The sequence below is a fragment of the Bradyrhizobium sp. SZCCHNR3119 genome (genome assembly GCF_032487775.1).
Lineage (GTDB): Bacteria > Pseudomonadota > Alphaproteobacteria > Rhizobiales > Xanthobacteraceae > Bradyrhizobium.
In genome coordinates, this window is the sequence record NZ_JAUEUV010000002.1 from 457123 (window position 1) to 474750 (window position 17628).

At 64.7% G+C, this 17628-nt stretch carries 14 protein-coding genes; 5 read left to right on the forward strand and 9 right to left on the reverse strand.

The window, feature by feature from the left end:
• Positions 1-33: 33 nt before the first annotated feature.
• From QX034_RS29405 to dusB, 8 genes are all read right to left on the reverse strand, one after another.
• Complete coding sequence (locus QX034_RS29405) at positions 34-1245, reverse strand: hypothetical protein (protein WP_409977494.1); 1212 nt, start codon at positions 1243-1245, stop codon at positions 34-36.
• Between the two features lie 316 nt (positions 1246-1561).
• Entirely contained in the window at positions 1562-2971 is a 1410-nt protein-coding gene (gene hflX, locus QX034_RS29410) for a GTPase HflX (RefSeq protein WP_315703902.1), read from the reverse strand.
• 11 nt (positions 2972-2982) lie between these two features.
• Positions 2983-3231: an RNA chaperone Hfq gene (gene hfq / locus QX034_RS29415; RefSeq protein ID WP_315703901.1), complete on the reverse strand. Its 249-nt coding sequence runs from the start codon at positions 3229-3231 to the stop codon at positions 2983-2985.
• A gap of 260 nt (positions 3232-3491) precedes the next feature.
• Positions 3492-4862 carry a sigma-54 dependent transcriptional regulator gene (locus tag QX034_RS29420; protein WP_315703900.1) on the reverse strand — a complete coding sequence of 457 codons (1371 nt, stop codon included), beginning with the start codon at positions 4860-4862 and terminating at the stop codon, positions 3492-3494.
• 17 nt (positions 4863-4879) lie between these two features.
• The gene (locus tag QX034_RS29425) at positions 4880-7228 is read right to left on the reverse strand and encodes a PAS domain-containing sensor histidine kinase (protein WP_315703899.1); all 2349 of its coding nucleotides are present in this window, start codon (positions 7226-7228) and stop codon (positions 4880-4882) included.
• 166 nt (positions 7229-7394) lie between these two features.
• Positions 7395-8837, reverse strand: coding sequence for a nitrogen regulation protein NR(I) (gene ntrC / locus QX034_RS29430; protein ID WP_315703898.1), 1443 nt, complete (start codon positions 8835-8837; stop codon positions 7395-7397).
• Between the two features lie 9 nt (positions 8838-8846).
• Positions 8847-10034: a nitrogen regulation protein NR(II) gene (locus QX034_RS29435; RefSeq protein WP_315703897.1), complete on the reverse strand. Its 1188-nt coding sequence runs from the start codon at positions 10032-10034 to the stop codon at positions 8847-8849.
• Positions 10031-11032 carry a tRNA dihydrouridine synthase DusB gene (dusB, locus tag QX034_RS29440; RefSeq protein ID WP_315704284.1) on the reverse strand — a complete coding sequence of 334 codons (1002 nt, stop codon included), beginning with the start codon at positions 11030-11032 and terminating at the stop codon, positions 10031-10033. The genes QX034_RS29435 and dusB overlap by 4 nt, the downstream gene beginning before the upstream one ends.
• Positions 11033-11462: 430 nt before the next feature.
• Between dusB and QX034_RS29445 the strand changes: the two genes are divergently transcribed.
• The 5 genes from QX034_RS29445 to QX034_RS29465 all read left to right on the forward strand — a co-directional run bounded on the left by QX034_RS29445 (position 11463) and on the right by QX034_RS29465 (position 16556).
• The gene (locus tag QX034_RS29445; protein ID WP_315703896.1) at positions 11463-12644 is read left to right on the forward strand and encodes a bifunctional 2-C-methyl-D-erythritol 4-phosphate cytidylyltransferase/2-C-methyl-D-erythritol 2,4-cyclodiphosphate synthase; all 1182 of its coding nucleotides are present in this window, start codon (positions 11463-11465) and stop codon (positions 12642-12644) included.
• 64 nt (positions 12645-12708) lie between these two features.
• The gene (locus QX034_RS29450; protein WP_315703895.1) at positions 12709-13320 is read left to right on the forward strand and encodes a CinA family protein; all 612 of its coding nucleotides are present in this window, start codon (positions 12709-12711) and stop codon (positions 13318-13320) included.
• A 141-nt stretch (positions 13321-13461) separates the two neighbouring features.
• The gene (locus tag QX034_RS29455) at positions 13462-14727 is read left to right on the forward strand and encodes a methyl-accepting chemotaxis protein (protein WP_315703894.1); all 1266 of its coding nucleotides are present in this window, start codon (positions 13462-13464) and stop codon (positions 14725-14727) included.
• 79 nt (positions 14728-14806) lie between these two features.
• Positions 14807-15370: a sugar O-acetyltransferase gene (locus tag QX034_RS29460; RefSeq protein WP_315703893.1), complete on the forward strand. Its 564-nt coding sequence runs from the start codon at positions 14807-14809 to the stop codon at positions 15368-15370.
• Between the two features lie 214 nt (positions 15371-15584).
• Positions 15585-16556: an alpha/beta hydrolase family protein gene (locus tag QX034_RS29465; RefSeq protein WP_315703892.1), complete on the forward strand. Its 972-nt coding sequence runs from the start codon at positions 15585-15587 to the stop codon at positions 16554-16556.
• A 22-nt stretch (positions 16557-16578) separates the two neighbouring features.
• Here QX034_RS29465 and QX034_RS29470 read toward each other — a convergent pair whose 3' ends face one another.
• The gene (locus QX034_RS29470) at positions 16579-16809 is read right to left on the reverse strand and encodes a DUF1127 domain-containing protein (protein WP_315703891.1); all 231 of its coding nucleotides are present in this window, start codon (positions 16807-16809) and stop codon (positions 16579-16581) included.
• Between the last annotated feature and the right edge of the window lie 819 nt (positions 16810-17628).

Consider the following 17628-nt stretch of genomic DNA (forward strand, 5'->3'; position numbering starts at 1 on the left):
AGCTACACGCACGTTGCCGGATCGCGCGCGCAACTAACCATCTTCGCGCGCGACGACTCGCTTCCGACCTCGCATGGGGCTCACATCCAGATCGGCGATCGGACGGCGATAGGTCTCGACGCGGCGCAGCCAGCCGGCCTCCCAGATGTGGTTGGTTGGAAGATTACGAACCCTTTGCTGCAGGACAGACTGTGCTGCGTCGGTAAACTCTGCGAGCACGGCGGTCCGATCGCTCGACGTGCCGTTCATGCTGAGGAGCACTTGCTTCAGCCCCCATCCCTGCCGATTTCCGGTCTGCCGGTTGACGGCCGTTTCGGCCGGGTTGGTGCCCTCTCCCTTGAAGTTGATGTAGTCGATCAACGGATAGAGGTCCTTGGAGGCTTGTACGATGCGCGAGAACTGCACGACGATGTGCTCGCGCTCGGCCACATCAGGCGTATTTTCGAGGATCTTGTCGATCGCGCCCTGGGCTCTGGCTACGAGGAACTGAATTTGTCCGGGCACGGTCGCGAGCAGAAACTGTCGCAGTTGCTGCATCTCGGGCGAGTTGAAGTTTCTCTTGAACTCTGCCCGGTTGATCCAGGGACAGTGAGGAATGGGTGTCTTGTCCAGCCACGGCGGGAGATGGGCCCCCTGTTTGCGCAGGAATGCGAGCAGCGCCGGAAAGCTTTCCTCGAACGCCGTCGGATTCCCGGCCGGAAACCAGATGAAGTGACCGACACCCAGCGAGGCGAAGTCCTCGTTGGCATTCCACGACGTGACCGCGTTGCGATTGCCGCCGGTTTCGTTGAGCCAGATCTTATGGCCAACCTTCTGGGCGACGTCGGCAGGCAGCACGAGTTGCGGCGCAGCCGTGGCCTCGCCGTCGGATTTCTGCGCCTGTGGCGATCGCGCCACTCCTTCCGTTTCTCCCTTCACCGACTGCGCGGAGACTCCCGGCGCAGCGTTGCCGGGCGTTGGGTTCTGCGCTTCGGGCACGGGCGAAGCGATTTTCGGCCGCGGTTCTTGCGCCTCGGCGGCAGGTGCAGACTCCCGCTCTCCCTGGCTCTTCTCGATGTCGACAACGGTCGATTCAACCCGTGCCGCATCTTCTGTCGATGCGGCCGGCCTGACGATCACACATGAAAGCAGCAAAACGCCCCAGGCAGGCCCCCACCGGTACGACCGGCTAACGGTGGCCTGCCGTGCGGTTCCCTTCTCGCTGACCGCGCGCGAGCCGTCCATCAAATCACCGCCGATGTCCATGTGTCTCAAGGAGCCGTCTTTGCCCGAAGCGCAATTACCGGAGGATGAAGTCCTCGTCGCACTTTGGTTCTTTTTCGGGGCATGATCTTGCCGAGAGACCGCACAGCACATTTCCTGTCACGCGCTGTCGCCGGCCCGCCACATTGCCCTCCTCGGGTCCGACCGCTCGCGGAGCGTTGGCGCGCCACTCCAACGTTGAACCCGGACCTGGAACAGTACCCAGCTCCGAAGGTCCGCATCATCTCGCGAGTCCTCGATTACGAAGCTTGGAACCGCAGGAGCACTCCAAGACCCGTCAGACCGGCCTCACGCTTCCTCACGCCACCCTCGGCACGGCGTGATAGCGATCGACGACGATGTCGCGCTTGCTGGGATCGACACGCACCGTCATCTCGTAGCGGCCGTCATGCAACTCCTTGTCGAGCACTTCGGCGTTGCGATGCAGCCAGCTGATGCCAGCGCCATCGGCAGCATCGATGGAGAGATCAAGGGTGATGCGCGCGGCTGCGAGCCGGTCCTCGATCGCCTGCAACAAGATATCCACACCCTCCCCCGTTTCCGCCGAGACCAAAAGGCACGGCCGTTCCGGCGACCGGCGCGCCGCGGTGTTGACGAGGTTCTCGCGGGCGTCGTCGTCCAGGCGATCGATCTTGTTCCAGACCTCGATGAGGTTGTCGCTGGCATGCGGATCGATGCCGAGCTGGCTCAGCACCATCTCGACATCCTGCTGCTGCGCCTCTGCGTCTTCATGCGAGATGTCGCGCACATGCAGAATCACGTCCGCCTCCAGCACCTCTTCCAGCGTGGCGCGGAAGGCCGCGACGAGTTGGGTTGGCAGGTTGGAAATGAAGCCGACGGTGTCGGACAGCATGGCCTTGCCGCCATGCGGCAGGCTGATGGCGCGCAGGGTCGGATCGAGCGTAGCGAACAGCATGTCGGCGGCCTGCACGTCGGCGCGCGTGAGCCGGTTGAACAGGGTTGATTTGCCGGCATTGGTGTAACCGACCAGTGCCACCACGCGGTAGGGCACGCGCTGGCGTCCGGCACGATGCAGCCTTCGCGTCGCCTGCACCTTCTTCAACTCGTTCTCGAGCCGGGTGATGCGCTCGCCGATGAGCCGGCGGTCGGCTTCGATCTGGGTCTCGCCGGGACCGCCCATGAAGCCGAAGCCACCGCGCTGGCGCTCCAGGTGGGTCCAGGAGCGAACCAGGCGGCTGCGCTGATAGTTGAGATGCGCAAGCTCGACCTGCAGCGCGCCTTCCTTGGTCTTGGCGCGGCGGCCAAAGATCTCGAGAATGAGCCCGGTGCGGTCGAGCACCTTGGTATTCCAGGCCTTCTCCAGATTGCGCTGCTGGATCGGCGCGAGCGAGCAGTCCATGACGACGAGTTCGATGCCATGGCCGGCGATCAATGCGCCGATTTCGTCGACCTTGCCCTTGCCGAGATAGGTTGCAGGCCTGATCTGGCCGATCGGCGCGATCACCGCGTCCGCCACCGTCAGGTCGATGGCGCGTGACAGTCCTTTGGCCTCGTCGAGCCGTGCCTCGAAATCGCGTGCATCGGATAAGCCTTGGGACGAGCCTTGCGGCGCGGCGCCATCGCCGCGGCGTGGGCGCAAATACGGACCGATGACGACCACCCGCCCGGTGTGTTTAACCCGTTCGGGATCCTGACCATCTGCCGACCTCGATCGGTCGGCGCCCCCATTGCGCTCACGAGGTTCCAATCAGATCACTCTCACGCCGATGAGTCCTCGCCGCCTTCGAACAGCTGGATCGGTGCCCCCGGCATGATGGTCGAGATCGCATGCTTGTAGACCAGCTGCGAATGCCCATCGCGCCGAAGCAGCAGGCAGAAATTGTCGAACCAAGTGACAATCCCCTGCAACTTTACCCCGTTCACCAGAAAGATCGTCAGTGGTGTCTTGGTCTTGCGAACGTGGTTGAGGAAGGTGTCTTGTAGATTTTGAGCGCGGTCTGCCGCCATTGTTGTTATCTCGCGTCTTGTGCTTTTTTCTTATTGAACCGTCCGCGATCCGACGCCAGTCGGACCATTTCAGGTTGCCTATGCTCCAGTGAGATCCCCCTCGCGGAGCATGGGCGGTAGGATTAGAAGGCAGCCGCGATCAATAGGCAAGCCGCTTACGCGCACACCAGTTCCGAAACACTGGCAATTCTCCCGTAAAACTGCGGAAAATGCCCCCTTGTCCCGAGCAAAATCGCTCTCGTAGAGCGAACGTCGCACCACTACCCGACCCCCAGCGCCTTCAACTTGCGATGCAAGGCCGATCGTTCCATCCCGACGAACTCCGCGGTGCGCGAGATATTCCCGGAAAAACGGCTGATCTGGGCGATCAGATAGTCGCGCTCGAATACCTCGCGTGCCTCGCGCAAAGGCAAGCCCATGATGTGCTCGCCATTATTGCTGGTCGGCATCGCCGGCACCATCGAGCCGACATCGGGCGGCAGCATGTCGGCGGTGATGATCACCTCAGGCCCACCGGCGGCGAGAATCATCACGCGTTCGACGTTGTTGCGGAGCTGGCGCACATTGCCCGGCCAGACATGCGACTGCAGCACGGCCATGGCGTCCTGTCCGATCTGCCGCTTCGGCAGGCCGGTCGTCGCCGAGATCTGGTCCATGAAGTAGTCGATCAGCTCCGGAATGTCCTCGCGCCGTTCGGCGAGCGGAGGCACGCGGATCGGCACCACCGAGAGGCGATGGTAGAGATCCTCGCGGAAACGGCCGGCCCCGATCTCCTCTTCGAGATTGCGCGCGGTGGACGAAATGATTCGGACGTCGACATGTACCTTGGTGGTGCCGCCCGAGCGTTGGAAGGTCTGGTCGACCAGCACCCGCAGAATCTTGTTCTGGGTCTCGCGCGGCATGTCGGCGATCTCGTCGACGAACAAGGTGCCGCCATGTGCTTCCTCGAGCGCCCCGGTCTTGCGCGGCTGTTCGCCATTCGACAGCTCGACGCCGAACAACTCCTCTTCCATGCGCTCCGGTGTGATCGCCGCGGCATTGATCACGATGAACGGCCCCTCGGCGCGCGGCGAAGCCGCATGCAAAGTACGCGCGGCGAGCTCCTTGCCGGAACCAGGCGGGCCAACGATGAGGATTCGGCTGTTCGCCTTGGCTGCACGCTCGATGGTCTGGCGCAGCTGATTCATCGCAGGCGACCGGCCCGTCATCACGCTCGCAGTCGGCGCCAGCTGCTTCAGTTCGCGGACTTCGCGCTTCAGACGCGAATTCTCCAGCGCCCGTGTCGCCACCAGGATCAGCCGGTCGGATTTGAACGGCTTCTCGATGAAATCGTAGGCGCCACGCTTGATCGCGGCGACCGCGGTCTCGATGTTGCCGTGGCCGGAGATCATCACGACCGGAAGGTCGGGATGATCCTTCTTGATCTGCTCCAGCAACTGCAAACCGTCGAGCTTGGAGCCCTGCAGCCAAATGTCGAGAAACACCAGATGCGGGCGGCGGCTCGCGATCTCGGCCAGTGCCGAATCGCTGTCGCGCGCGGTGCGCGTCGTGAAGCCCTCGTCGTCCAGGATGCCGGCGACCAGCTCCCGGATATCGGCCTCATCGTCGACAATCAGAATATCACTCGCCATGGATCACGCCTGTCTCGTCAGCCGCCTGAGGCGGCTTTGATTTTCGCTTCGTCATTGGTCGTCTCTGCCGGCCCTGCGGTTTCCCCGGCCGATGCATTTGTTTGCGCAGGTGCGGCAGCCCCCGGGCCGCCCTGCTCCTTCGCGTCCGGCTTGGCCGCCTGTCCCGACAGCGCAAAGCGCAGCCGCATCCAGGCGCCGCGCTGGCCCGGACGAAAATCGGACGCGTCCTTCAATTCGAGCCGCCCGCCGTGGTCCTCCAGAACGCGGCCGACGATCGCGAGGCCAAGGCCGGTGCCCTTGGCACGCGTCGTGACGTAGGGCTCAAGGAGCCGCTGCCGCGCCACCTTGGGCAGGCCGATGCCATTGTCGATCACATCGATCAAGACGTCCTCGCCCTCCCGAGCGGCCACCACGTCGATGCGGCCCTTGCCGAGCTCCTCCGGCGGCACCACCTCGATCGCCTCGGTTGCGTTCTTGATGATGTTGGTCAGCGCCTGCGAAATCAGCCGGCGATCGAACTGCGCGCGCAGGGGATCCTGCTTGATGTCCGTCTCGATATCGATTTCGGGATGGGCGACCTTCATCAGGAACACGGCCTGACGCACGGTATCGGCGACATCCTCGCCTTCCATCACCGGCTTCGGCATCCGCGCGAAACGTGAGAACTCGTCGACCATTCGCCTGATATCGTCGACCTGCCGCACGATCGTCTCGGTACATTGCTCAAATACGGCCTTGTCCTCGGTGATGACCTTGCCGAATTTGCGGCGAATCCGTTCAGCGGAAAGTTGAATCGGCGTCAGCGGATTCTTGATCTCGTGCGCGATGCGGCGCGCCACGTCGCCCCAGGCCGACGTACGCTGTGCCGAGACCAATTCGGTGATGTCGTCGAGCGTGATGATGTAGCTGTCGCGCGCCTGGTTGGTCTGCTCCGCAGTGACCCGCACCGAGAGATTACGCTCGTTGCCGTCGCGCTGGATCGTGATCTGGCCCTGCACCAGCCTTTGCTTGCCTTCGCGCGCGGTCTTCATCATCTCGTCCAGCTCGGGCAGCACGTCCGAGAGCGGATGGTCGAGCGTCTCTGATTCGGCATGCCCGATCAGCTTCTCCGCCGAGCGGTTGAGAATGCCGACCGAGCCTGACGCATCGACCCCGATGATGCCGGCGGAGGCCGACGACAGCACGGCCTCGATGAAGCGGCGGCGGCTGTCGATCAGCTCGCTTGCGTTGACGAGCTCGTCACGCTGGGTGCGCAACTCCTGCGTCATCTTGTTGAAGGTCTCGCCGAGCTGGGCAAGATCGCCCTCTGACGCGTGGACCGGCACCTTCACGTTGAGATCGCCGGTCGAGACTGTCTTGGCCGCGTTCATCAGCTGGCGGATCGGCGATACCAGCCCGTTGGCGAAATTCAGCCCGAGCAGCACGGCGGCCATCAGGATGGTCAGCGCGATCACCGCGAACATCAGCGCGAATGCGACCTGGATGCCGACGCGGCGGGACTCGACCTGTGCATATTCGGCAACCGACAGCTCGGTCTGCTTGAGCTGCGCCACCACGCGCGGATCGAGCAGCCGTGCGACATAGAGGAAGGTGTCGTTGAAGGCACGCAGGCGGATCACCGCCGCGACGTAATTGGCCTCGGGGAACACCGCGATCTGCGGCTCGGTCTCGTTGACGTTGCTGAGGAAATCGGCCGGCGGGGTCTGGAAGCTGTACTGGACGCCGGTCTGCGCCGTTTCCAGCACGTTGCGGTCCTTGTCGATCAGCATCGCGCCCGGCAGATTGCGCGACACGGCACTCGAGGTGAGCATCTCGCGGAAGGTGGCGCGATCCTGATCGAACAGCGGCCTCGCATGGGCGATGTCGTTGGCCATGCCGAGAATGTCGCCGCGGATCAGCTGCGCATGCTCGTAAGTATAGGCGCGCGCCACCGTCAGCGAATTCTGGATCGCCTCCCGCGCGGGCCCTGAAAACAGCCGGTCAAGGCCGCGGTCGATGGTGACGTTGGCGACGATCGCCACCAGCACCGCCGGCAGCACCGCGATGATCGAGAACAGGCTGACGATCTGCACGTGCAGCCGCGCCGCCGCCCGGCCCCGCCGGCGGGCCTGGACCATCTGCCAGACCTCGCGGATGATGATCCCGACCAGGATCAGGATGGTGCCGGCATCGACCAGGTAGAAGGTGTTGACGACCTCCTCGGTCGGTTCGATCGGGGTCAGCCCGACCAGCACGACGAAGGTCAAAAAGGCGGACCCAAGCGCCAGCGCCACCGCCACCGGCGCCAATAAGGTACGCCACGTCCAGCGCCGCCCTTCGGGGGGCGACGAATCGAACGGGGGGGCCGAGGTCTCTGCGTTGGTCATTCCGGCAAGGGTTGTGGCTGAACGCGGGGAAGTCCGACGATTCGGACTGATGCATTCCTACCACAATGTTGCCGAATTGCGACAAATCCGCGGCGCTCGGAGCCGGCGCGGACTTGTCCAGTTTAATTCCAGCGGTAATCGAGCCCGGCTGGTTCGAAATGCGCCGTCAGGCCCCGCTGCGGTAGACTTGGATATCGAGGTCGCGAATTTTCTTGCGCAGCGTATTGCGGTTGAGGCCGAGCAGGTCCGCCGCCCGAATCTGGTTGCCGCGGGTGGCCGCCAGCGCCGCAGTGAGCAACGGCACCTCGATCTCCTTGAGGATACGGTGATACAGGCCCGGCGGCGGCACGCCGTTCGGGAAGCCCTGGAAGTGCGAGGACAGATAGGCCTCGACCGCGCCGCCGAGATTGTCGATCGATTGCGATGCGTTGGCGCCGGTCGTGACCGCCGGCGGCGCCAGTTCGCCATCGATCACGGAGGCGGTGATCACGTCCTGTGGATAGAGGGCGGCCAGACGCCGGGCGAGGTTTTCCAGTTCGCGCACGTTGCCGGGCCAGCGGTGTTGCTTCAGCCGCTCCAGCGCCGCGGCATCGAGCTTCTTCGGCGGCAACCCGTCCTTCTCCGCCAGCGCGAAGAAATGCCGGACAAGATCCGGCAGGTCCTCGATGCGTTCGCGCAAGGGCGGCAACCGAAGCGGCACCACGTTGAGGCGGAAGAACAGGTCTTCGCGGAACAGGCCCTGCTGAATCAGGATACGCAGGTCCTTGTTGGAGGCGGCGACGATACGCACGTCGGTCTTGATCGGGGTGCGGCCGCCGACGGTGGTGTATTCACCCTGCTGCAGCACGCGCAAAAGCCGCGTCTGGGCTTCCATCGGCATGTCGCCGATCTCGTCGAGGAACAGCGTGCCGCCCTCGGCCTGCTCGAAGCGGCCGGAGGCGCGGGCATTGGCGCCGGTGAAGGCGCCGCGCTCATGACCGAACAGCTCGGACTCGATCAGGTCGCGCGGGATCGCCGCCATGTTGACGGCGACGAACGGGCCATTGCGGCGCTTGCCGTAATCGTGCAGCGCGCGCGCCACCAGCTCCTTGCCGGTACCGGACTCGCCCGAGATCATCACGGTGAGGTCGGTCTGCATCAGCCGCGCCAACACGCGGTAGATCTCCTGCATCGCCGGCGAGCGGCCGACCAGCGGGATCGATTCGAACTCGGAATCGTCCGGCTGCGCCGCCGCCCGCTCCTTCGGCTCGGCCAGCGCGCGGCCAACGATGGCGATCAGCTCCTTCAGGTCGAACGGCTTCGGCAGATATTCGTAAGCCCCCCGCTCCGACGCCCGGATCGCGGTCATGAAGGTGTTCTGCGCGCTCATCACGATGACCGGCAGGTTCGGCCGCATCTTCTTGATGCGCGGCAACAGGTCGAACGCGTTCTCGTCCGGCATCACCACGTCGGTGATGACGAGATCGCCCTCGCCCTGGCTGACCCAGCGCCACAAGGTGGCAGCGTTGCCGGTGAGCCGGACCTCGTAGCCGGCGCGCGACAACGCCTGGTTCAGGACCGTGCGGATCGCCGTATCGTCGTCCGCGACTAGAATGCTACCTGCAGGCATGGGTCGTCCTCATCTTGATCCCTGTGAGGCATGCAACGGCGTCCCGGCAACGTCATCGCCATGTCGTCTATCTGGGCTGTGGTCTGGTTGTTTGTTGGCGCTGTACATCGGCATCAGCACCCGGAAGGTAGTCTTGCGCGGCTGCGACTCGCACTCGATGATCCCGCCATGGTCGCCGATGATTTTCGCGACCAATGCAAGACCGAGGCCGCTCCCGGTCGGCTTGGTGGTCACGAACGGATCGAACAAATTGGGCATCAGGTCTTCCGGCACGCCGGGACCGTTGTCCTTGACGCAGAACTCCAGCGGCAGCGACACCCGCGACTTCTTGCCGGGCACCGAGAGCCGCACGCCGGGACGGAACGCGGTGGTGAGCTGGATCTCGGCGTCGGTGCCGAGATCCACCACCGCCTCGGCGGCGTTCTTGACCAGGTTCAGGAACACCTGGATCAGCTGATCCTGGTTGGCGAGCACCGGCGGCAGCGAAGGGTCGTAGTCCTCGATGAAGCGGACGTTGCGGGCGAAGCCGGATTGCGCCAGCCGCTTCACATGATCGAGCACGGAGTGGATGTTGACCGGCCCGCGCGCCACCGGGCGATCGTCGCCGAACACCTCCATGCGATCGACCAGGGTGACGATGCGGTCGGCCTCGTCGCAGATCAGCCGCGTCAGCATGCGGTCTTCTGAGGAGGCCTGCTGTTCGAGAAGCTGCGCGGCGCCGCGGATGCCGGAGAGCGGGTTCTTGATTTCATGCGCCAGCATGGCGGCCAGCGCGATCACCGAGCGCGCGGCGCTGCGATGGGTGAGCTGGCGGTCCATCTTGTCGGCGATGGTGCGTTCCTGCAGCATCACCACGATATGGCCGGCCCGCTCGGGCAGCGGCGCGACATGAAGATCGACCAGCCGGTCGGCGCCGGTGCGCGGCGTGCCGAGATCGACCTTGTATTCGTTGACCGGGGCGCTGGTGGTGCGGACCTGGTCGATCAGCGCCAACAGCGGACTGCCGAACGGCACCAGTTTCTTCAGCGACTGCCGCTGCAGGAATTGCGTGGAGGAATCGAAAAAGGATTCCGCCGCCATGTTGGCGTCCACGATCATCCCGTCCGGCCCGACCACCAGCACCGGATTGGGCAAGGCGTTGAGAACGGCATCGCCATCGGATGGCGGCTGCTTGCGCTGTTCTGCGGCGGTGCTCATGCGGCTGCACTCCAGGCAAAGTCATCGAAGGCGTCGGGAAGCTGCCGATGCACATCGGCCGGCTGTTCTGATGTGAGGATGCGCTGGCGCCACATCTTCAATTTGTCCTGGGGCGCGCGCGCCGTCTGGGCGGCGACATCGAGGCCCCAGCCGAGATGCTTGCGGGCGTGGCGAAGGCCGACCCGCTCGCCATAGTGGCGGCAAATCTCGTCGTAGAGCGTCGTCAGATAGGCGAGCTGCTGCGCGAGCTCCGGCGCGCCCTCGTCCGCGCCGCCGTCGAGCCGGCGGCCGATCTGGCCGGGCAGCCAGGGGGCGCCTTGCGCGCCGCGGCCGATCATCACGGCGTCGGCACCGGAGGCATCGAGCGCCGCGCGTGCGTCCGCATACGAGGTGATGTCGCCGTTGACGACGACCGGCACGGTCACGGCATCTTTCACCGCGCGTACCGCGGTCCAATCCGCTTCGCCCTTATAGAACTGGCTGCGGGTGCGGCCGTGCACGGTGATGAGCTTGACCCCGGCGGCTTCGGCGCGGCGCGCCAGTTCCGGCGCATTCCTGCTGCGCTCGTCCCAGCCGAGCCGCATCTTCAAGGTCACGGGCACCTCGACCGCCGAGATCGTCGCCTCGATCAGACCAAGCGCATGATCGAGGTCGCGCATCAGCGCCGAGCCGGACTGGCCGCCGGTGACGTGACGCGCCGGGCAGCCCATATTGATGTCGATGATGTCGGCACCGGCATCGGCTGCGACGCGCGCGCCTTCCGCCATCCAATGCGCCTCGCAGCCGGCGAGCTGGACCACATGCGGCCCAATGCCGCTGGCCTCACAGCGCAGCCGGGATATCCACCGCCCCCTCACGAGATCGTCGCTGGCCGTCATCTCGGAGACGACGAGCCCGGCACCGAGATCGGCCGCCAAGCGGCGGAACGGCGCATCGGTGACCCCCGACATCGGCGCCAGGACGGCCCGGTTGGCGAGCGAAACTTCGCCTATTCTCAAGGGCTTGGTGGTAGATTTGGCACTAATCTTGGCCGGACCGGTCACGGACGACTCACGAGCTGATCAGACGCATCATTGCGACCGCCTTGCACTCTTGAGCACAACGATTGGGCAGTCAAGCGTTATGCCTACACTTTAGCCAAAACCGCCCATCTTTCAAGTGCAGCGCAGCAAAATATGCTTGTTGAACGGTCATGGTAAACTGGTCGTGACCCGGGTTTTTGCATGGCTCCAAGGCCTCTCGGGCAACCATCGATTCGTCGCGGGGGCACCTTCGCATCTTTGCGGAGCAGATGCGGCGCGAGATCATCGGCGACGCATCCGGCATCGCCTCCTCCGTGATCGCCCTCGCCTATCTGCCTCCGCCGATGTAAGAAGCGCGCCTCAACCTCCCCCCGTGAAGCTTTGTCTTCGTTAGTAGCCTGATCCCATGACCATTTCTCAGCGGACTGCAGCTATCCTCGTCGCGGCCGGGCGCGGTCTGCGCGCCGGCAGCGGCGGCCCCAAGCAGTACCGCAGCATCGGCGGCCGCACCGTGATCCATCGCGCGCTCGCGGCCTTTTCCGAGCACCCCGAGGTCGACATCGTCCAGCCGGTGGTGAATCCGGACGACATCGATGTGTTCAACGCCGCCGTCAGCGGATTGCGCCATGCCGCGCCGGCGAATGGCGGCGCGACGCGGCAGGCCTCCGTGCTCGCCGGCCTCGAAGCGCTGGCGCCGCACCGGCCCGAAATCGTGCTGATTCATGATGCCGCGCGTCCGTTCGTCTCTCCGGCCGTGATCTCGCGCGCGATCGTCGCGGCCAACCGGACCGGCGCTGCGATCCCCGTGATCCCGGTCAATGACACGATCAAGCAGGTCGGCGACACCGGCAACATCACTGCGACACCGGAGCGCGCGAAGCTGCGGATCGCGCAGACGCCGCAGACGTTCAAGTTCGATATCATTCTGGAGGCGCATCGCCGCGCCGCGCGCGATGGTCTCACCGAGTTCACAGATGATGCGGCGATTGCCGAATGGGCGGGATTGACCGTAGCCACCTTCGAGGGCGATGTTGCCAATATGAAGCTCACCACACCGGAAGACTTCGTGCGCGAGGAGGCACGGCTGGCAGCTGCGCTCGGCGACATCAGGACTGGCACCGGTTACGACGTGCATGCGTTCGGGCCCGGCGATCACGTCTGGCTCTGCGGCCTGCGCGTACCGCATAGCAAAGGCTTCCTGGCTCATTCGGACGGCGACGTCGGTTTACACGCTCTGGTTGATGCAATTTTAGGCGCTTTGGCCGACGGCGACATCGGCTCGCACTTCCCCCCCAGTGACATGAAGTGGAAGGGCGCCTCCTCCGACCAGTTCCTGAAATATGCCATCGAGCGCGTCACCGCGCGCGGCGGCCGCATCGCCAATCTCGAAGTCACCATGATCTGCGAGCGGCCCAAGATCGGCCCGCTGCGCGACCAGATGCGGGCGCGAATCGCGGAGATCTCTGGGGTCGGCATCTCTCGCATCGCCGTGAAGGCCACCACCAGCGAGAAGCTCGGCTTCACCGGCCGCGAGGAAGGCATCGCTGCGACCGCGAGCGCCACCATCCGCCTGCCCTGGAGCGCTTAGCGTGATGAGCGAGTTGACGCCTGCGGAGAGTTCGGTCTGACGTTCGCATGGGGAAACGCGGGACATGGCTAGCGAACGTCAAACGGTCTCCACGAGCGCCCTCGCCCGCGCGCTGCTCGATCTCTGCCGCTCGCGCAAGCTGACCATCGCCACCGCCGAATCCTGCACCGGCGGCCTGGTCGCCGCGGCGCTGACCGAGATTCCCGGCTCCTCCGATGTCGTCGACCGCGGCTTCGTCACCTATTCGAACGAGGCCAAGCGGGCGATGCTTGGCGTCAACGCCTCGACACTGCAGACCTTCGGCGCCGTCAGCAAGGAGACCGCAATCCAGATGGCGGTCGGTGCGCTGGAGCGCGCCGACGTCGATCTCGCGGTCGCCATCACCGGCATCGCCGGCCCCGGCGGCGCCACCCCGGGCAAGCCGGTTGGCCTCGTGCACTTCGCCTGCGCCGCGCGCGACGGCCGCATCATCAACCGCGAGCAGCGCTTCGGCGCGATCGGCCGCAGCGCGGTGCGCACCCGCTCGGTGGTCGAGGCGCTGCGCATGCTGATGGAGCTGGCGCGGCCGCAAACCGCGGTGAAGCCGAAACGCGCCGCCGCCTCGCGCCTGCGCCCGCGCGTGGCGCGCGCCCCGCGCCTGCATCCGGTGAAGCGGCCGCGGCCGCCGCGGACGTAGTCAGTCGCTTCATGCACATCCTCGCGGCTCCTCATCCGCAGGAAACGCGACCCGAGGACTGACGAACCCGCGCATAAGGTTTTGGTTAATTTTCCCCTGATACGGCTTGGGCAACAATGTCACGGGCGGGGGATGGATTCGATGAAGCTCTTTTCGGGCAAAGCTGCAGAGCAGCAGAAGCACAACCTGTTGCTGGATGCGATCTTCGAGCGCTGTCGCGACACCATCCTGGTGCTGTCCGAGGGCAAGATCATCGCCTGCAACGAGGCAGCTGTCCGCTTCGGCGGCTTCCGCAGCAAGGCCGATCTGTTGTCGCGCTCGCCGGCCGCGCTGGCGCCCGAAATCCAGCCGAACGGCCGCCGCTCCGCCGACATGGTCGGCGAGATGAACGCGAAGGCCAAGCGGGAGGGTCACGCCAGTTTCGAATGGACGACCAAGCGCGCCGATGGCACGGACGCGCTGGTGCAGATCACGCTGGTCCCCGTCGAAATCGAAGGCAAGCCGGTGCTCCTGAGCTATCGCCGCGACCTCTCCGATCTGGTCGCAGCACGCGAGGAGAAGAAGCGCGTCTTGGGCGCCCTGGCCAAGGACCTCGAGACCACGGTCGGAACCATTGCCAATGCGATCTCCGCCGCATCGCGTGAGGTGCAAACCACGGCCGCCTCGCTGACCTCGACGGCCGAGCAGGCCGCGCAGCGGGTTGCGACCGTGGCGGCGGCTTCGAGCTCCGCTTCCTCCAACGTGCAATCCGTCGCCGGCGCGACCGAGGAACTGTCGAGCTCGGTGAGCGAGATCAACCGCCAGGTCGCGACCTCCTCGACCATCGCCGCCGAGGCGGTCGATGCCTCCGCCCGCACCAACCAGCTCGTGAACAGCCTGTCCGACGCTGCGGCCAAGATCGGCGCGGTGACCGACATGATCAATGCGATCGCGAGCCAGACCAACCTGCTGGCGCTCAACGCAACCATCGAGGCGGCACGGGCCGGCGACGCCGGGCGCGGCTTTGCCGTGGTCGCCGCCGAGGTGAAGAGCCTGTCCAGCCAGACCGCCAAGGCGACCGACGAGATCAGCGCGCACATCAGTGCCATGCAGCGCGCCACCGGCGACACGGTGACGGCGATCCAGGGGATCGGTGGCACCATCGGCCAGATCAGCGACATCGCCAAGACGATCGCGGTCGCAGTGGAGCATCAGGGCCAGGCGACCCAGGAGATCGCCCGCTCCGTCAATCAGGCGGCGAACGGAACGCGCGAGGTGGCCGGCAATATCGGCGCCGTCAGCCAGACCGTCGATTCCGCCGGCCAAGCCGCGCGGCAAATGCTGGGCGCGGCCGGCGAACTCGCCAAGCAAGCCGAAGCGCTGCGCGACAAGGTCCGCGACTTCCTCACGGCAGTGCAGGCGGCGTGAGGCGCGGGCGGCCATAGTGCCGCCTAAGGTCGTGCGCCGCGTACGCTGATGAAGTCGGCGTGGTCACATGAGGAAAGTCATGAATGCCAACGACGATCGCACCAAGACCATTCGCAACAGGACGCCCGAATCAGCGGCCATGGTGGCCAACGTCAGACGAGCGACGGCAATCACCGCCGCACTCAACCGCTTGACCTTCAACGATACAGTCGAAATTCGGGCTTTGTTCAGCGAACTCATCGGTCAAAAGATCGACGAGAGCTTCCTGCTGATCCCTCCATTCTATACTGCCGGCGGGACCGAAATTCGGGTCGGACGCAATGTCTTCGTCAATCAGAACTGCACGTTCTATGACCTTGGCGGCCTTGACATCGCGGACGATGTGATGATCGGGCCAAACGTGAGCATCATCACGGCGAGCCATCCCCTTGAACCTTCGCAGCGGCGTACCGTCACAATCGGAAGGCCCATCACGATCGAGAAAGGTGTGTGGATTGCAGCCGGCGCGACGATTATCGGCGGTGTAACCGTCGGCGAGAACTCGGTCGTGGCGGCGGGTTCGGTCGTCACCAAGAACGTTCCCCCGAATACGCTTGTCGGAGGTAATCCGGCGCAGGTCCTTCGTTTGATCGATAACCGTTGATGGAAACGGTCCGCAAGAGGTCGGTTGTCCCGTTCATCTGCTGCACCAAGCGGACCCCAGGCAGCCTCTGCACGATGCGAGGGCTTCGCGCCCGGCTGCCACCCTGCCGCTCGAATCCGTCTCGTTGCGCGACGCCTTTCGCATAGCTGGAAGGCTGCCGACACATTTCCGCCGCGCCCTCCCGCTCAAGTAGCATTTTATCCAGGGGGACATTTTGCTGCACAGGACATTCGGGGCGCTCGGCCTCGCGTTGCTCTGCCTCGCCTCACCGGCCCGTCCTGCCGGCCTCCAGCTTCTGGAGTCCGATTCAAATCTGAAGGGCGCAATCTGGACGCCCTGCTCGGCTCCACCACAGGACGTGCAGCTGGGCAAGCTCGGGGTGACGGCCGTCGAGACGCTGCCCGGCGTCAAGGACTGTCCGATCAAGGGCAGCAGGCTGCCGTTGATCGTGTTCTCGCACGGCCGCGGCGGCTGGTTCGGCCAGCACCATGATCTCAACGAGGCTCTGGCCGATGCCGGCTTCATCGTCGCCGCGATCAGTCATCCCGGCGACAGTTTTGGCGACGACGCGCAGCGCGACAGCCTGTCGAACTGGGCGTCGCGGCCAGCCGACATCGTGCGCTTGATCAACTTCATGCTGAATGATTGGAAGGATAAGGCCGCGATCGATCCTGACCGGATCGGCTTCTTCGGCTTCTCGAAGGGCGGCTATACAGGGTTGGTGCTGGCCGGAGCGGATCCGGACTTCAGCCGCGTCGCGCATTATTGCACCGACCGATCACCGTTCTGCGAGCAGGTCCACAGCGGTGACGTTCCAAAATCCTTCGCACACGATCGCCGGATCAAGGCGGCCGTGCTCGCAGACACGGCGCCGACTGGTCCTTTCGCCGACGGCAATCTCGCCAGCATCAAGATCCCGCTGCAGATCTGGCGCTCGCGGCTTGGCGGCCATGGCGCCGATCCCGAAGGCACCGCGCGGGTGGCGGGCAGTCTTTGGAATCAGCCGGACATTCATGTCGTGCCCGCCGCGCACTACGCCTTTCTCGCGCCCTGCTTTGCTGAGTTCGCAGCCGCCGTGCCGCGCATCTGCACCGACAATCCGCCCGACTTCGACCGCGCGGCATTTCACCGCGTGTTCGACGCCGAGGTGGTCAGGTTCTTTTCCGAGCATCTGATGGGCAGATAGGACCTGTCGTCCGTGACGCCGCTCATGCCCGCCAGAACGGACGGCGGCACAGCCAGCGCGCTTGTTCCCTTGTCAGGCCGTAGTCCTTGAGCACCTCGTCGGCCATCCATGGCAATTGGCGAGCGAACCGGCGCCGTTCCAGCCATCGCTCCCACCAGACCCGCACGACCGACTTGGTCTGGCGAGGAGCGCGGTCGGGATTGGAAGCCGTCTTCCCAAAAGGATAGACGTTCGCGCCCGGTGTCGCAGACACGGAGGGACTCGGTAACCTCGGCAGATCACGAGGTTGGCTGGCAAGTCTCTGAGCTCGCATCAGGTCGGGGAGCGGAGGCCGCTCCTTGATGTTCCTGACGCGAAGATCGTCTGTCGTGCTCGGCATGGCAGGCCTCCCGTGGGACTTTGACCTGCCGGCCATAAAAAAAGCCGCCAGATCAGGCGGCTGTTCGGATGTCTTGCTGCAATATCTCAGATTGAGCGCGATCCTCCCGCCGCCAGCGAGCTGTCGTGTGTAAAACGTCGGGAATGGCTGATGGCGACGGTGATCATGGCCGACGCTATAGCGCACCGATCCCCGATTGTCATCCTCATTCAGCGAGTATCGCACCGACCGCCGATCTGTTGCGCGCGGCTTCGTTGCGCCGAACTACGTCATTGTTTCGATCGTTGCGGATCGCGTTGCGTCTGTGATTGGAATGACGCAACGACCGGACGCGGCGTGAGCCGCCCCCGCCGGGCCTGCGCGTGAGGTGACTACAATCGCGCGCCCTGCTCTGCTGATCGACTGTGCCGTGCCTGTCGGGCAAATCGGTTAGGAGTGCGCAAGCCGAGCGCGCCGACTGTCACGTCGAACAGCCGCAGCACGGCTTGCGCCGAAGAGCTGATTTCTCAAGACAGATCAACGAGAAGGTCCGTTTCAAGAGCCTCCTCGCAAAATATTCTTGTTTCGTTTTTTCAGAATTCGTGTTTGATTTCATTCATCCCGCCTCGGCAAGAGGGACGTTTCGGCCGATCGTCACGATACGTGAGGCGGGGAAGCGATGGCCGCGTCGCGCCGTGAGACGAACGGCTGATG

Coding starts and splice junctions, on each gene's coding strand:
- ntrC (WP_315703898.1), bottom strand. CDS start 8,837: ATGCCTGCAGGTAGCATTCTAGTCGCGGACGACGATACGGCGATCCGC.
- QX034_RS29445 (WP_315703896.1), top strand. CDS start 11,463: ATGACCATTTCTCAGCGGACTGCAGCTATCCTCGTCGCGGCCGGGCGC.
- QX034_RS29420 (WP_315703900.1), bottom strand. CDS start 4,862: ATGGCGAGTGATATTCTGATTGTCGACGATGAGGCCGATATCCGGGAG.
- QX034_RS29450 (WP_315703895.1), top strand. CDS start 12,709: ATGGCTAGCGAACGTCAAACGGTCTCCACGAGCGCCCTCGCCCGCGCG.
- QX034_RS29460 (WP_315703893.1), top strand. CDS start 14,807: ATGAATGCCAACGACGATCGCACCAAGACCATTCGCAACAGGACGCCC.
- QX034_RS29435 (WP_315703897.1), bottom strand. CDS start 10,034: ATGAGCACCGCCGCAGAACAGCGCAAGCAGCCGCCATCCGATGGCGAT.
- hfq (WP_315703901.1), bottom strand. CDS start 3,231: ATGGCGGCAGACCGCGCTCAAAATCTACAAGACACCTTCCTCAACCAC.
- QX034_RS29425 (WP_315703899.1), bottom strand. CDS start 7,228: ATGACCAACGCAGAGACCTCGGCCCCCCCGTTCGATTCGTCGCCCCCC.
- QX034_RS29455 (WP_315703894.1), top strand. CDS start 13,462: ATGAAGCTCTTTTCGGGCAAAGCTGCAGAGCAGCAGAAGCACAACCTG.
- QX034_RS29405 (WP_409977494.1), bottom strand. CDS start 1,245: ATGGACATCGGCGGTGATTTGATGGACGGCTCGCGCGCGGTCAGCGAG.